This window comes from Streptomyces sp. PCS3-D2, assembly GCF_000612545.2.
Lineage (GTDB): Bacteria > Actinomycetota > Actinomycetes > Streptomycetales > Streptomycetaceae > Streptomyces.
Map to the genome: position 1 here is coordinate 4,138,236 of NZ_CP097800.1, position 13,508 is coordinate 4,151,743.

General features: G+C 71.3%; 18 protein-coding genes. 14 read left to right on the plus strand and 4 right to left on the minus strand.

What is annotated here, in order from left to right; genetic code table 11:
- Positions 1-83 precede the first annotated feature (83 nt).
- The 11 genes from AW27_RS18195 to ygfZ all read left to right on the plus strand — a co-directional run bounded on the left by AW27_RS18195 (position 84) and on the right by ygfZ (position 7,940).
- Complete coding sequence (locus AW27_RS18195) at positions 84-809, plus strand: LmeA family phospholipid-binding protein (RefSeq protein ID WP_037924628.1); 726 nt, start codon at positions 84-86, stop codon at positions 807-809.
- A gap of 161 nt (positions 810-970) precedes the next feature.
- Positions 971-1,054 carry a putative leader peptide gene (locus tag AW27_RS34415; protein WP_350206375.1) on the plus strand — a complete coding sequence of 28 codons (84 nt, stop codon included), beginning with the start codon at positions 971-973 and terminating at the stop codon, positions 1,052-1,054.
- Positions 1,055-1,232: 178 nt separating this feature from the next.
- On the plus strand, positions 1,233-2,078 hold the full coding sequence (locus AW27_RS18200; RefSeq protein WP_037924631.1) for a sulfurtransferase: 846 nt from the start codon (positions 1,233-1,235) through the stop codon (positions 2,076-2,078).
- 55 nt (positions 2,079-2,133) lie between these two features.
- On the plus strand, positions 2,134-2,424 hold the full coding sequence (locus tag AW27_RS18205; RefSeq protein ID WP_037924633.1) for a DUF1416 domain-containing protein: 291 nt from the start codon (positions 2,134-2,136) through the stop codon (positions 2,422-2,424).
- A gap of 118 nt (positions 2,425-2,542) precedes the next feature.
- Positions 2,543-2,806 carry a DUF3099 domain-containing protein gene (locus AW27_RS18210; protein ID WP_037924636.1) on the plus strand — a complete coding sequence of 88 codons (264 nt, stop codon included), beginning with the start codon at positions 2,543-2,545 and terminating at the stop codon, positions 2,804-2,806.
- 113 nt (positions 2,807-2,919) lie between these two features.
- Positions 2,920-3,720, plus strand: a complete 801-nt coding sequence (locus AW27_RS18215) for a hypothetical protein (RefSeq protein WP_052031031.1) — start codon at positions 2,920-2,922, stop codon at positions 3,718-3,720.
- Positions 3,717-4,619: a hypothetical protein gene (locus AW27_RS18220; protein WP_157840286.1), complete on the plus strand. Its 903-nt coding sequence runs from the start codon at positions 3,717-3,719 to the stop codon at positions 4,617-4,619. The genes AW27_RS18215 and AW27_RS18220 overlap by 4 nt, the downstream gene beginning before the upstream one ends.
- On the plus strand, positions 4,616-5,563 hold the full coding sequence (locus AW27_RS18225; protein WP_037924638.1) for a hypothetical protein: 948 nt from the start codon (positions 4,616-4,618) through the stop codon (positions 5,561-5,563). The genes AW27_RS18220 and AW27_RS18225 overlap by 4 nt, the downstream gene beginning before the upstream one ends.
- A 270-nt stretch (positions 5,564-5,833) precedes the next feature.
- The gene (locus AW27_RS18230) at positions 5,834-6,406 is read left to right on the plus strand and encodes a heme-binding beta-barrel domain-containing protein (protein WP_037924640.1); all 573 of its coding nucleotides are present in this window, start codon (positions 5,834-5,836) and stop codon (positions 6,404-6,406) included.
- 79 nt (positions 6,407-6,485) lie between these two features.
- Entirely contained in the window at positions 6,486-6,950 is a 465-nt protein-coding gene (locus AW27_RS18235; RefSeq protein ID WP_370466501.1) for a Fur family transcriptional regulator, read from the plus strand.
- A 21-nt stretch (positions 6,951-6,971) separates the two neighbouring features.
- Complete coding sequence (gene ygfZ / locus AW27_RS18240; RefSeq protein ID WP_037924642.1) at positions 6,972-7,940, plus strand: CAF17-like 4Fe-4S cluster assembly/insertion protein YgfZ; 969 nt, start codon at positions 6,972-6,974, stop codon at positions 7,938-7,940.
- A gap of 32 nt (positions 7,941-7,972) precedes the next feature.
- On the opposite strand, the gene dtd is transcribed toward ygfZ, so the two are convergent.
- A complete protein-coding gene (dtd, locus tag AW27_RS18245; protein ID WP_037924644.1) occupies positions 7,973-8,398 on the minus strand; it encodes a D-aminoacyl-tRNA deacylase in 426 nt (141 codons plus the stop codon).
- Positions 8,399-8,535: 137 nt separating this feature from the next.
- On the opposite strand from dtd, the gene AW27_RS18250 reads away from it, so the two are divergent.
- The 3 genes from AW27_RS18250 (at position 8,536) to AW27_RS18260 (ending at position 11,243) form a co-directional block, all read left to right on the plus strand.
- On the plus strand, positions 8,536-9,117 hold the full coding sequence (locus AW27_RS18250) for an RsiG family protein (RefSeq protein WP_037924646.1): 582 nt from the start codon (positions 8,536-8,538) through the stop codon (positions 9,115-9,117).
- 46 nt (positions 9,118-9,163) lie between these two features.
- Complete coding sequence (locus AW27_RS18255) at positions 9,164-10,408, plus strand: GNAT family N-acetyltransferase (RefSeq protein ID WP_037924648.1); 1,245 nt, start codon at positions 9,164-9,166, stop codon at positions 10,406-10,408.
- Positions 10,409-10,478: 70 nt separating this feature from the next.
- On the plus strand, positions 10,479-11,243 hold the full coding sequence (locus AW27_RS18260; protein WP_052031037.1) for a putative protein N(5)-glutamine methyltransferase: 765 nt from the start codon (positions 10,479-10,481) through the stop codon (positions 11,241-11,243).
- A 206-nt stretch (positions 11,244-11,449) separates the two neighbouring features.
- Here the strand turns inward: AW27_RS18260 and AW27_RS18265 are convergent, their stop codons facing one another.
- The 3 genes from AW27_RS18265 to AW27_RS34420 all read right to left on the minus strand — a co-directional run bounded on the left by AW27_RS18265 (position 11,450) and on the right by AW27_RS34420 (position 13,483).
- Positions 11,450-12,277 (minus strand): DUF4328 domain-containing protein, encoded by an 828-nt coding sequence (locus AW27_RS18265; RefSeq protein WP_052031040.1) that lies wholly within the window; start codon positions 12,275-12,277, stop codon positions 11,450-11,452.
- A gap of 208 nt (positions 12,278-12,485) precedes the next feature.
- Entirely contained in the window at positions 12,486-12,854 is a 369-nt protein-coding gene (locus tag AW27_RS18270; protein ID WP_037924653.1) for a hypothetical protein, read from the minus strand.
- A gap of 302 nt (positions 12,855-13,156) precedes the next feature.
- Entirely contained in the window at positions 13,157-13,483 is a 327-nt protein-coding gene (locus AW27_RS34420; protein WP_370466502.1) for a DUF6188 family protein, read from the minus strand.
- Positions 13,484-13,508 lie beyond the last annotated feature (25 nt).

Here is a 13,508-nt window from a genome sequence, read left to right on the forward strand (position 1 = left end):
TGCCGTCCCCCGTCGCTGACGGTCTCCTGACGCACCGGCATGGTCCACTGGACCGCACGTACCGATCGGCAGGGGGAGGGCACGTGCGCATCGTGCGCGTCGTCGTGATCATCGCAGTGGTGCTCGGGGCCTTGTTCGTGGGCGTGGACCGCTGGGCGGTCGGCTACGCCGAGAACCGGCTGGCCGACCGCATACAGGCCCGGCAGGGCCTGGCCGGCGGCGCGGAGGTGGAGATCCGCGGGTTTCCCTTCCTGACCCAGGCCCTCAGCCACGAGTTCGAGAGGGTGGACCTGAAGCTCACGGGCGTCGAGGTCGCCGCGGAGGGCCGCAGGACGCGGCTCTCGGAGCTCGACGCGAGCTTCCGCGGGGTGCGGCTCAACGGTGACTACAGCGGCGGCACGGCCGAGCGCGCCGACGGCACCGGGCTCATCACCTACGCCGACCTGACCGCGGCCTCGCAGACCGGCGCGACCCTCTCCTACGGCGGTGCGCCCGGCAAGGTGAAGGTCGCCGCGTCGGTGGACATCGCCGGGCGGAAGCTGTCGCGCAGCGTCATCTCGACGATCACGCTCGTGGACGCACCGGGCTCCGGGGGCGGCGCGGGCGGAAAGATCGTCCGGGTGCGCGCCGAGGAGGTGCCGGGCGAGGGCATCCCCGGCCTGGAGCGGCTCGTGCGGCGGCAGACCGATTTCGACCGCACCATCGACAGCGGCCTTCCGGCGGGCCTCCGGCTCTCGGCCCTGACCTCGGACGAGGCCGGCGTGCACCTCACCCTGGGCGGCTCGAACGTGCAGATGGCCGGATCGTGAGACGGTGTGGTCCGATCCGCAGAAGGACGGGCCGGGCGGCAGGTCCCGCGGGCGTCCGGGCGCCCGGAAAGCCTGTTCCCATCCCATGATGCGGACGATCCTGTCTCGGAATATGACACACCGGTGACAGGGCGGCTGATTCGTCCCTACGATCCATGGCTATGAAGCATCAGCAGGCGGACCTCACGAAGCGACGGGCAGTAGACCTGTGTCGCGTCGCCGCCATGCTCTGTCGATCCATGTGACGTGTGAGCGCAACCGCTCCATCAGCCGGACGACGGCCCCGACAGGCCCTTCCCGCGTGACCGCACCTGCCTCCTGACTCCTGACGCCTCCCCGCGCAGGGAATCGAGCGCACCCGCAGGCACGCAGCACAGCGCAACCCGCACCGCCCCGCCGCACACTGCCCCGGAGGAGAACACCATGAGCCGCAGCGACGTTCTCGTAGACGCCGACTGGGTCGAGGCCCACCTGAACGACGCCGACGTCGTCATCGTCGAGGTGGACGAGGACACGTCCGCCTACGACAAGAACCACATCACCAACGCCGTCCGGATCGACTGGAAGACCGACCTCCAGGACCCGGTCCGCCGCGACTTCGTGGACCAGGAGGGCTTCGAGAAGCTCCTCTCCGCCAAGGGCATCTCCAACGACGACACCGTCGTCCTCTACGGCGGCAACAACAACTGGTTCGCCTCCTACGCCTACTGGTACTTCAAGCTCTACGGCCACCAGGACGTCAAGCTCCTCGACGGCGGCCGCAAGAAGTGGGAGCTCGACTCCCGCGACCTGGTCGACGGCAAGGACGTCCCGAACCGCCCGGCCACCGAGTACAAGGCCAAGGCCCAGGACGCCTCCATCCGCGCCTTCCGCGACGACGTCGTGGCCGCGATCGGCTCCCTGAACCTGGTCGACGTGCGTTCCCCCGACGAGTTCTCGGGCAAGCTGCTCGCCCCGGCGCACCTCCCGCAGGAGCAGTCGCAGCGCCCCGGCCACGTGCCGAGCGCCCGCAACATCCCGTGGTCGAAGAACGCCAACGACGACGGAACCTTCAAGTCGGACGACGAGCTCAAGGCGCTCTACGAGACCGAGCAGGTCGACCTGGCGAAGGACACCATCGCCTACTGCCGCATCGGTGAGCGCTCCGCGCTCACGTGGTTCGTGCTGCACGAGCTCCTGGGCCAGGAGAACGTCAAGAACTACGACGGCTCGTGGACCGAGTACGGCTCGCTGGTCGGCGTGCCGATCGAGCTCGGCCCCAACAAGTAATACCGGGCACGCGACGCCCTCGTCATACGACCTTCTCCAGGACAGGACAGAGAACATGTGTGGAGCACAGATCGGCGGGCCCGACCTCGCCACCCTCAAGCCCGGTGAGACCGCGATCCAGGGCCAGGTGACCAAGGACGGCGAGCCCGTCAGCGGTTACGTGCGGCTGCTGGACTCGACCGGCGAGTTCACCGCCGAGGTCCCGACCTCGGCCACCGGCCAGTTCCGCTTCTACGCCGCCACCGGCTCCTGGACGCTGCGCGCGCTCGTCCCGGGTGCCCAGGCGGACCGCGCCGTCGTCGTCGCCGAGGCCGGCGGCGTGACGGACGTGGTGATCGCGGTCTGAGCACCGCACATGTGATCACCTGATCGACCGGCCGAAGGGCCGCACCCCCGGGGGTTGGACGCCACTGGAACGGGGTGCGGCCCTTCGCGCCGTTCGCACGCCGACCTACGCTGGAGGCATGTACGCCCGGCGCCGGCGCGCCTACTTCCTGCTGATGGGCGGATGCCTCTTCCTCTTCGTCTCCGCCTGGTCCTTCGTGCGCCTGTGGTCGGTCGAGGCGGCCGTGGCCATGTGCGTCGTCGCCATGGTCATCCCGCCGGTGGCCGCGGTGGTCGCGAACCGGCGCGGCCCGGACGACCGCTGGTGGGACGACCCCTCGGGGGACCCGAAGTCCGACGAGTGGTGGGACGAACTGGACGGAAAGCGGCGCCGCGAGGACTGAATCCCCGCGAGACAAGAACGTGACCAGGCTTCGTACAACCGCTCCACCACGCCGAGGGTCATGGGGTACGCGCGGGTAACCCACCCGCGCTTCCGGTTTTGTGGGGGACCCCGTTGGAACACGATCAGACCATCCCTGAGCAGCGGAAAGAGGAGGAAAGCACACCGGAGCCGGATACATCGGCCACGTCGGTCCCGCGACGACGGCCGCTGCGGCGCACGACGCTCCTCATCGCGGGCGCGGCCGTGCTCGGCGTCCTCGCCGGCACCGTCACCGGCTATGCGGTCCAGTACCACCGCGAGCCCACCCCGCTGCCGCCGCTGGCCCAGCAGAAGATGGACGGGCCGAAGCCGGCCGCAGTGAACGACGCGACGAGCCGGCGCTCGATCAACGCCAACCGCTGGCACAAGGCGGACGACGGTCTGGCCAAGAAGCTGCTGGAGCTCCCGGGGGGCGCGCAGGACGGCTTCTCCGGTCCCGCGTCCACCGACACCTTCTCCGCGGACTACTTCCTTGAGCCCTCCCACGGGGTCGGCTCGCTCATCAGGCAGGCCGGCCGCCTCGCCACCGCCCGGTGGTCCGAGAACGACCGGAACTTCATCGAGATCAACCTGCTGCAGTTCCGCGACCGCGGCGGCGCCGACGACTTCTACGCGGACATCGTGCAGTACATGCCCGGCAAGGACAACGCAGGCAACGCGGGCAAGGAGCTCCCGGGAGTCCCGGCGGACTTCGGCCACCTGTGGATCGACTCCACGGCCCACCAGGAGCCCGGCTACCACCCGCTGCGGCAGGGCCGGGCCGTGGTCCGGCGCGGTGACATCGTGATGAGCGTCGAGTACACGAACAACCGCGGCAGCGTCGACGAGAAGGCCCTGGTCGAGCTGGCCAAGCGGCAGATGGAGCGGCTGTGAGCGAGCACCAGAACGAGACCGCGCCCGTGCCGGCGCCCGCACCCGCGCCCGAGCCCGCGCCCGAACCCGTGACCGCATCCGTGCCGGCGCCCGCGCCCGAGCCGGTGGCCGCACCCGTTTCCGCGGTCGAGACCGAGCCGGCACCCGTGCGCAGGAAGAAGAACCGCAGGACGCTCGCGCTGGTCTCGGCGGCCGTGGCCGTCGTCGTCCTCGCGGGCGGCGCGGTCGCCGCCGCGGCCGCGCTCGCGGACGCCGACCGGACCTCGCCGACCCGGTACTGGGTGGCCGAGGACCACACGACCGGCGGCACGCAGGCTCCGGTGCCGACCGTGCCGCCCAACGAGCTGACGGGCAAGCTGATGCCGATGCCCGCCGACTACTGGCCCGGCCCCGACCTCGACCCCGAGGGCAACGACTACTTCCTGCCGAGCGACAAGGCGTTGCAGAGCTTCAAGGACGCCCGTACGGGCCTGTCCAGCAGCGAGCGGTCCGAACGGGACAGGGAGCTGGCGGACCTCAAGCTCAAGGGCATGGCCGGGCGCAGCTACGCCCGCAGCGAGGGCTACGGCGCGGCGGTCGCCGAGATCCGGCTCATCCAGGCCGATCCGCAGCAGTTGGCCTCGTTCGGCGAGTTCGCCAAGAAGCTCATCGAGCTCACCGGTGACGGCGGGGCGCCTCAGGTGGAGGGGTATCCGCAGGCCAAGTGCGGGCTGGACGGCTCGCTCACCGGGGGGAAGGACGGGAAGGAGAAGATCGACGCCCTGGACTGCGTGGCCGTCGAAGGGGACGTCCTCGTGAGCTTCCGCATGTACGGGAGCGAGGGATTCGCGGTGAAGGACGCCGCCAGCCTGTTCAAGCAGCAACTCGACCACCTCAAGTCCCCCGGAGAGTCCGCGTGAGCAGCGAGCAGACCACCACCGGCACCGACACGCCGGCGCCGCCCGCGCCCGCCGCCGAGCCCGCACCCGCCCCGCAGACCCCCGAGGCCGCCACGGCGGCGGAGGCGTTCGCGCCTCCCGCGGCGGCGGAGGCGGTACCGGCCCCGCCGAAGGACCGGCGGGTGCTGTTCGCGGCCCTGCGCTGGACCGCCGCCGTCGCCGTCTTCGCCGCCGTCGGCACGGGGGTCGCGTACGGGATCACGGCGGCGGACCGCACCGACGTCCCCGGCCTGTCCACCGAGGGCGACGGCCGCTGGACGTTCCCGAAGCTGTCCCAGCCCGCGCTGCCCCCCGGCGCCCCGCTGCCCCAGGGCCCGGACAACAGGGACGGGACGCACTACGCACCCCTCTCCGCCCTGCTCCTGCCCGCTCCCCAGGGCTCCAAGGCCGACGACGCGGTCAAGGCGGACAAGGACGGGGCGGTGCCGCTCGACTCCTTCCTGGAGGAGTACACGCCCGAAGCCCGCGAGAAGCTCAGGACCTCCCTCGAATGGGACGGCCTGCGGCAGATCACCGGCCGGGGCTGGACGATGCCGGACGGCACCCGCACCCACGTCTACCTGCTGCGCTTTCACTCGTCGGGCTTCGTGGACGCCTTCAAGGGCTGCGACAGCAACGCCCAGCTGAACGGGGTCTCGGCCCTGGACCTGGACGACGTCTGGAGCAAGGCCAAGAACACGCAGATGAACACCACCGCGCTGGACTTCCCGGGGGCCGCCAACTTCGACGGCACCGACCTCAGCGTGTACCAGGAGATGAAGCCCGTCACCGGCGAGGAGCAGACCAAGGTCGGCTGCCTGCGGACGGGTGACGTCCTGGGCATGGTCGTCCAGACCCGCAAGGGAGAAGTGGACCCCGTCCCCTTCCACCAGACGGTGATCCTGCAGAGCCAGCTGCTGAGCTGACCGCCCCGGGCGGACCGGTACGGCCCACCTCGCAGCGTGCGCCGGTCCCCGGGCCAGTAGGCTTGGGGACCGGCCCCGTACAGCCCCGAAACGATTCCGAGGAGCACCCCGTGCTTGAGGCAGTCTTCACCTCCCTGCTGGTCCTGGTCTGCGTCGGCGTCATGGCCTTCACCGGCCTGGCCGTCAAGAAGCTGTACCAGGGTCAGCGCTGAGCACCGGCTCAGCTGACCGCCCCGGAACCCCTCCCACAGATCGCCTGAGCAGCCACACATGATCCAGATCCCGTCCGACCTGAACCCGGGCCTCGTCCCCCTCGCCTTCCTCCTCGGCAACTGGGAGGGCGCGGGTGTCTTCGACTTCCCCGGCGAGGAGAAGTGCAACTTCGGCCAGGAGGTCGTCTTCAGCCACGACGGCCGGGACTTCCTGGAGTACACCTCCCGCAGCTGGGTCCTCGACGCCGAGGGCAACAAGGTGCGGCCGCTGGAGTCCGAGTCGGGTTACTGGCGCATCGACAAGGACCGCAAGGTCGAGATCGTCATGGTCCGCGACCAGGGCGTCGTCGAGGTCTGGTACGGCGAGCTCGCCGACCAGAAGCCCCAGATCGACCTGGTCACGGACGCGGTCGCCCGCACCGCGGCCTCCGGCCCGTACAGCGGCGGCAAGCGGCTCTACGGCTACGTGAAGAGCGACCTCATGTGGGTGGGCGAGAAGGCCACCCCGGACGTCGAGCTGCGCCCGTACATGTCGGCCCAGCTCAAGAAGGTCGTCACGCCCGAGGAGGTCGCCGAGATGGCGCGCAACCTCCCGGACATGCCGGACGACGGCATCGCCTTCTTCCGCTGAGCGGAAACCACCACAGGCCGTGTGTGAAAGGGGACCGCGGGCTCGACCGCGGTCCCCTTCGCACACATACACTGACGGGGTGGTGAGCACCGAGAGCACCGAAGGATCCCCGGGCGCGGACTGGAAGAGCGACCTGCGGCGGCGCGGCTACCGGCTGACGCCGCAGCGCCAGCTCGTGCTGGAAGCCGTGGACGCGCTGGAGCACGCCACCCCGGACGAGATCCTGGCGGAAGTGCGCCGGACGGCCTCCGGGGTCAACATCTCCACCGTCTACCGGACGCTGGAGCTCCTGGAGGAACTCGGCCTGGTCTCGCACGCCCACCTGGGGCACGGGGCCCCCACCTACCACCTCGCCGACCGGCACCACCACATCCACCTGGTCTGCCGCGTCTGCGCCGACGTCATCGAGGCGGACCTCGATGTCGCCGCCGAGTTCACCGCGAAGCTCCGTACGACCTTCGGGTTCGAAACGGACATGAAGCATTTCGCGATCTTCGGACTGTGCGCGAAGTGCGCCGCGAAGGAGCGTGCCGCCCACGCGTAGCAGGGTCGTAGGCTTGGTCGCATGACCAGCAGCCCCTTGCTCCATCTTCCCGGCGCCGTCCAGGCCGAAGGCCGTGACGAGGGCGTCGCCGCCCACTACGGCGAGCTGTACGGCGAACAGCGCGCCCTCGCGGACGGCCGCGGCTTCGTCGACCTCTCGCACCGTGGGGTCGTCGCCGTCACCGGACCGGAGCGGCTGAGCTGGCTGCACCTGCTGATCACCCAGCACGTGACCGAGCTGCCGGCCGGGCAGGCCACCGAGGCCCTGATCCTCTCCGCCAACGGCCACATCGAGCACGCGCTCTACCTCGTCGACGACGGCGAGACGACGTGGGCGCACGTGGAGCCCGGCACCCAGGGTGACCTGATCGCCTACCTGGAGTCGATGAAGTTCTTCTACCGCGTCGAAGTCGCCGACCGCACCGCGGAGTTCGCGGTGGTGCACCTGCCGGCCGGATCCATCGCCGAGGTCGCCAAGGAGCTCGTCGTGCGCGAGACCGCGTACGGCCGGGACGTCTTCCTGCCCCGTGCCGAGCTGGAGTCCTTCGCCGCCGCGCACGGCCCGGCCGCAGGCCTCCTCGCCTACGAGGCCCTGCGCGTCGAGGGACACCGGCCGCGGGTCGGCCTGGAGACCGACCACCGCACCATCCCGCACGAGCTGGGCTGGATCGGCACCGCCGTGCACCTGCAGAAGGGCTGCTACCGCGGCCAGGAGACGGTCGCCCGCGTCCACAACCTGGGCAAGCCCCCGCGCCGCCTGGTCTTCCTGCACCTGGACGGCTCCGAGGTGGTCCTGCCGGCGCACGGCGCCCCGGTCCGGCTCGCCGCCGACGGTGAGGAGGGCCGCCAGCTCGGCTTCGTCACCACCGCCGCGCGCCACCACGAGCTCGGGCCGATTGCCCTCGCCCTGGTCAAGCGGAACGTCCCGGTCGACGCGCCGCTGCTGGTGGGCGGCACGGCCGCGGCCCAGGAGGTCGTCGTAGCGCCCTGACGTCCGGCCCGGTGGCGTCCTGACGTCCGGGCCTACACGTCGACGACGATGGTGAACGGGCCGTGGTTGGTCAGCGACACCCGCATGTCCGCCCCGAACCGGCCCGTCGCCACCGTCGCGCCCAGCGCACGCAGCTGCGCCACGACCTCGTCGACCAGCGGCTCGGCGACCGGACCGGGCGCCGCGGCGTTCCAGGTGGGGCGCCGCCCCTTGCGGGCGTCGCCGTAGAGCGTGAACTGGGAGATCACCAACAGCGGCGCCCCGTTGTCGCTGCAGGACTTCTCGCCCTCCAGGATCCGTACGGACCACAGCTTGCGCGCCAGCTGCGCCGCCTTCTCCGGCGTGTCGTCGTGGGTCACCCCCACCAGCACGCACAGCCCCTCGCCGACGATCTCGCCCACGGTCTCGCCGCCCACGACGACGCTCGCGCCGTCCACCCTCTGCACCACAGCTCGCATACCACCTGTGTACCAGCCGTGCACCCGTCCGGGGCCGATCGGGTGGAGTGGGACTGCAGTGGGGCCACGGAGAGTGGCACGATGCGTGCAGGCGGTGCGGGTGCGCCGCACCGGTCGAGGGGACGGACCCGATTCGTATGCATACTTCTGGCACCTCTGTACCTGCATCACCCGCTTCCGTCGCGGCTGCCGCGGTACGACCGCCCGCGCAGCGCACGGCCGAGACGCACGACCAGGGGCCCACCGCCCCGGCCACCGCGCTCGGGCTGCCCGAACTGCGCGCGCTGCGCCGCGACGCGCAGCGCGACGAGGCCGATCTGAGCTACGTGCGCAGACTGCTCCAGGGCCGCATCGACATCCTGCGCGCCGAGCTGGCCCGGCGGACGGATCCCGAGGCACCGGTGGTGGACCGGCTCTCCGCCATCCTCGCCGACGCCCCCTCCAGCCGCAGTGCCTCCGCCCGGCACGTCACGCTCGGCACCCCGCACGGTGAGGAGTACCGGGTGCTGGCGGCGGAGATGCTCGCCGACGTGGAACTGTCGGACCTGGAGGCCCGCACGGACGGTGAACTGCACGACGGGATGGGGCGGCTGGTGCGCTACGAGCAGCAGGTCTCGCGGCGCCGGCAGCAGCTCCAGCGCACGGCCGACGAGTGCAGCGCGGAGATCACCCGGCGGTACCGGGAGGGAGAAGCGCAGGTGGACGACCTGCTGGCGTAGGAAATTCGGGCGACCCGCGCCGGTCGGGCGATTAGCGTGGGCCGCTATGAGTGTTGACGTCCGGCCGATCGCCGAATCCGAAGTCCACGACTGGCTGCGCGCCGTCCACACCGGTTTCCTGACCGCGACCCGGGTGACCGACTCCGATGTCGCGCAGCGTGCCCGGTACGACGACCGGGCCCGTACCCAGGGCGCGTTCGACACCGGGACCGGCCGCTGCGTGGGGGCCTTCCGGTCCTTCGCGCAGGAGCTGACCGTGCCCGGCGGGGCGGCCGTCCCCGCCACGGCGGTCTCCAACGTGGGCGTCCTGCCCACCCACCGCCGACAGGGTCTGCTGACCCGCATGATGCGGGCGGAGTTCGCCGCGGCCGGCGCGCGCGGCGACGTCCTGGCGACGCTGATCGCCGCCGAGTACCCGATCTACGGGCGGTACGGGTTCGGGCCCGCCACGGCCGTCACGGAATGGGAGGTCGACGTTCCGCGCACCGGGCTGGACCGGCGGTGGTCGGCGCCCGAGGGCGGCGGGCGGATCGACCTGGTGGACGCCGCCGACTACCGGCGGTTCGGCCCCACACTGCACGACCGTTGGCGGGCGGCGGTGCCGGGGGCCGTGGACCGGGGCGAACGCTGGTGGAATCTCGCGACCGGGGCGGAGGAGATGTCCCACCGCCCCTACAAGCAGAAGTTCCACGCCGTGTACCGGACGGCGGAGGGCGAGGTGGCCGGAGTGGCCGTCTACACCGCCGACGACCACTGGACGGACGCAAAGGTCCCGCAGAACACCGTCCAGGTGTGGGAACTGCTGGCGCTCACCCCGCAGGCGGAGCGCGCCCTGTGGCACTTCCTGTGCTCCATCGACTGGGTCCTGACGGTGCGCACCGGCTACCGGGCGCCCGACGACCTCCTCCCGCACCTGCTGCCCGACCCGCGTTCGGCCCGTGTGGTCACGTCCGCCGACTTCCTGTGGGTGCGGGTCCTGGACGTCGTACGGGCGCTGGGCGCGCGGAGGTACGAGGTGCCCGGAGTGCTCGTCCTGGAGGTCGAGGACGAGACGGGCCCGGCGGCCGGCCGCTACCGGCTGGATGCGGGGGAGGGCGTGTGCGAGCGCACGACGGAGGCGGCCGACCTGCGGCTGGACGTGTCCGTGCTGGGATCCTTGTACCTGGGGGACGCGTCCGCGGTGCGGCTGGCCGCGCTGGGGCGGCTGGCCGAGGAGCGGCCGGGCGCGGTCGCGCTGGCGGACGCGGTGTTCCGCACCGCGCGTCGTCCGTGGTGTCCGGATGTCTTCTGAACAGGGGAAGGCGGACGGCAGGCTGCGGATCGCGGAAGGCGGGCGGCAGACGGTGAACCGAAAGACCGGGGTGGCGGCGTCACTTGTGGCATCCCTGCGCGCGGCCGGCTGTGTCTTCGCCGAGGAGGAGGCGGAGTTGCTGGCCGGCGCCGCCCGCGACGAGGCGCACCTGGCGGAGCTGCTGGCCCGTCGGGTGGGCGGCGAACCGCTCGAACACGTCGTGGGCTGGGCGGAGTTCTGCGGGCTGCGCATGGCCGTGGGAGCGGGCGCCTTCGTGCCGCGCAGGCGTACCGAGTTCCTGGTGGAGGAGGCGGTGGCGCTGACCCGGCCGGGCGCGGTGGTGCTGGACCTGTGCTGCGGGGTGGGTGCCCTGGGTGCGGCGGTGGCGGCGCGGTCACCGGGCGGGGTGGAGCTGCACGTCGCCGACATCGATCCGGCGGCACTGGCGTACGCGCGGCGCAACGTGGCCCCGTACGGCGGCCGGGTGTGGGAGGGCGACCTGTACGCCGCACTCCCGTCGGAGCTGCGCGGCCGGGTGGACGTGCTCGTGGTCAACGCCCCGTACGTGCCCACGCGGGAGATCGGGCTGATGCCGTCGGAGGCGCGCGACCACGAGCCGCTGGTCTCGCTGGACGGCGGGGCCGACGGGCTGGACGTCCACCGCCGGGTGGCGGCGGGGGCGCCGGCCTGGCTGGCCCCGGGAGGCCGTCTGCTGATCGAGACGAGTGCCCGGCAGGCCCCGTCGACGGCGTCGGCGCTGACCTCGGCCGGCCTGGCGGTCCGGGCGGTCACCTCGGATGAGCTGCCCGCGACGGTGGTGGTCGGCACGGCCTGAGCGGGGACCGGGGGAGGGTCGGCGCAGCGGGGTGGGCGGAGGTCCCGACCGGCGCGCCCCGGGCCGGTGTCTGTGCGTACCGGCTCGTACCGGCTCGTACCGGTGCCCGTTGCTCCCGGCGGCCGGTGCCGCCGTGCCGATCGGGGTGGTGGTGTACTCCGCGGGGACGGTGGCCACCGGGCTCCGGGCCCGGCCGACCGAACCCGTCAGGCCTTCGCGTACGGGCCCTGCGTCACCATGGTGTTCTGCATCGCCGTCAGCCTGCGGACGAAGAGGACGGCGAGCACGCCGGCGATCGTGGTGCCCAGGTCCGCGGCGATCCCGAGCTGTCCCGCTACGAGCAGCTCGTCCACGGTGTCGGCGTCCATGTAGATCCGGCTGAAGACGCGGCCCGCGACTGCGGTGAGGGCCCAGAGCACCCACCAGGACGTCAGCAGTGCGGTGGGCGCCGTGCGGTCGGAGCCGTCGGGTCCGCGCTGGGTGCTGGCCCGCCAGGTCTGCCGGGCGACCAGATAGGGCAGGACCAGGTGGGCCACGGGGACGAACCAGCCGCCGATGGCCCAGCCGGGGCCCAGGGTGAAGGCGTCGGGTCGGAAGAGGGCGCCGTTGGTCCGCACACGGTGGAACCAGATGATGAAGACGACGCAGGTGGGCGGCAGTGCGAGCATCTGGAGCAGCCCGGCGAGGAGGGTGAGCCCGCCGGACAGGCTGAGTTCGAGGTCGTCGAAGTGGGTGTCCCCCGAGAATCCCTGCAGCCATGCCTGCTCGTACACGCCGGTGCCGGCGGAGAAGAGGTGGACCGCGGCCGAGGCGCCGAGCAGCCAGGTCAGTGCTGTCGCGAGGCCGTTCGGCGAACGCAGTGCGCCCCGAGGCGCCGGCGGGGCGGCGGGGTACGGCCCGCCGGGGTAGGGGTGCGGCTGCGGGGGGACCGGGTACGGGGCCGGGCCGGGCTGAGGGTACGGCTGCGCCTGCGCGTGCCCCGGCTGCTGCTGGGGCTGCGGCGGCGGCGGTGAGCCGGGCGCGCTGAAGGACATGACGGTGGACCCCCCACGGGAACGGATGACATGCGGACGGCCCCTGCCGGGCGGGCGGGGGCCGTCGCGAAGATAGGCCGGTTCTGTGCTCGGAGTCCAGGCTATTTTTCCTGTTCAGAGGTCCCGTCTCGGTTGAGGTGAACCATGACGAGACGTTGATCGGCAGTGGTTCATCTTGAGTGAGACGCTGTTCGGTGCGGCGCTTCACTCAACCTGAGGTCGGTGAGTCCTGTGCTGCTTCACGCTCGGCAGCGAACTCGTCGAGGAGCTCGAACAGGACCTTGATCGCCTGCTGTTCGTCCTCAGGCGGAAGATTCCACACGTCGTCCCAGCCGTTCGGGAGGGCGATGTGGAGGATTTGGCCCGGCCAGGCGTGGTTGCAGTCGCGCCCGCGACGGGCGACGAGCCAGTCGTGCCAGCCGGTGAGTCCGGGCCCACCGTGCCGGAGAGCATGCTGGTCATAACCGGTCAGGAACGCGGTCAGCATGTGGAAAGAGGTCTTGCCGACGAACATGCCGGGACGTTGGCCGACGCTGGCGAAGTACTCGCGTTCAGTCATCTCGGAGAGGGGCTGCACGCGTCCGTACCTTCCTCGTCAATGGCGCTGTCGTCCAGGTCTGGACGAAGCCTGCTGCGGGCCGCCTCCGGACGTTCGGCGTAGTCCGCCGCATCGCCGACGAGACGGCTGAGGTCCGTCATCTGCACCCGCTCCAGTCAGTCCGACAGAACCAGCGCCTCATCCGAGGTGAGCTTGATGATGATTTACGGATCCTCCGTTCCTCGAACATACTTCGTCGAGCCTGCACTGTCAGAGGTGCCTGGCACAGTGCCGCTGTGAACGTTGATTCCCTTCTGGAAGCTCATCGAGGAGTACCGGCGTCAGGCGCAGAGCCCGGAGTTCAGGTGCGTGCCCGTGTCGAATGAGAGTCGGAGGGCGCCGGACTTGAAGGCGATTGCGGAGCGGATCTGTGCTCCGAACGGGGTGAGCGCCGCTGCAACGTCCTGCGTTTCCGGATGTAGAACCGATGGCGGGTTGGCTCGGACGGAGCCGTGCGAGAGGCTGGCTGGCGCCTCCAAGGTGACCTCCCAGGCGGAGCCGAGGACCAGTGTGAGCCGGAAGTCCACCACGATCCTGGTGACGGGCAAGTCGCGGAGGTTCAAGATCCATCGGTCTTCGTGTTCAACGGGACCTTGCTCAGTAGTCATCCATGCACCCTGGCTGATGTGAGAT

Excerpts from the sequence above, each read along its gene's own strand:
- AW27_RS18255 (WP_037924648.1), top strand. The coding sequence starts at position 9,164 with ATGAGTGTTGACGTCCGGCCGATCGCCGAATCCGAAGTCCACGACTGG.
- AW27_RS18230 (WP_037924640.1), top strand. The coding sequence starts at position 5,834 with ATGATCCAGATCCCGTCCGACCTGAACCCGGGCCTCGTCCCCCTCGCC.
- ygfZ (WP_037924642.1), top strand. The coding sequence starts at position 6,972 with ATGACCAGCAGCCCCTTGCTCCATCTTCCCGGCGCCGTCCAGGCCGAA.
- AW27_RS34415 (WP_350206375.1), top strand. The coding sequence starts at position 971 with ATGAAGCATCAGCAGGCGGACCTCACGAAGCGACGGGCAGTAGACCTG.
- AW27_RS18200 (WP_037924631.1), top strand. The coding sequence starts at position 1,233 with ATGAGCCGCAGCGACGTTCTCGTAGACGCCGACTGGGTCGAGGCCCAC.
- AW27_RS18265 (WP_052031040.1), bottom strand. The coding sequence starts at position 12,277 with ATGTCCTTCAGCGCGCCCGGCTCACCGCCGCCGCCGCAGCCCCAGCAG.
- AW27_RS18205 (WP_037924633.1), top strand. The coding sequence starts at position 2,134 with ATGTGTGGAGCACAGATCGGCGGGCCCGACCTCGCCACCCTCAAGCCC.
- dtd (WP_037924644.1), bottom strand. The coding sequence starts at position 8,398 with ATGCGAGCTGTGGTGCAGAGGGTGGACGGCGCGAGCGTCGTCGTGGGC.
- AW27_RS18210 (WP_037924636.1), top strand. The coding sequence starts at position 2,543 with ATGTACGCCCGGCGCCGGCGCGCCTACTTCCTGCTGATGGGCGGATGC.
- AW27_RS18250 (WP_037924646.1), top strand. The coding sequence starts at position 8,536 with ATGCATACTTCTGGCACCTCTGTACCTGCATCACCCGCTTCCGTCGCG.
- AW27_RS34420 (WP_370466502.1), bottom strand. The coding sequence starts at position 13,483 with ATGACTACTGAGCAAGGTCCCGTTGAACACGAAGACCGATGGATCTTG.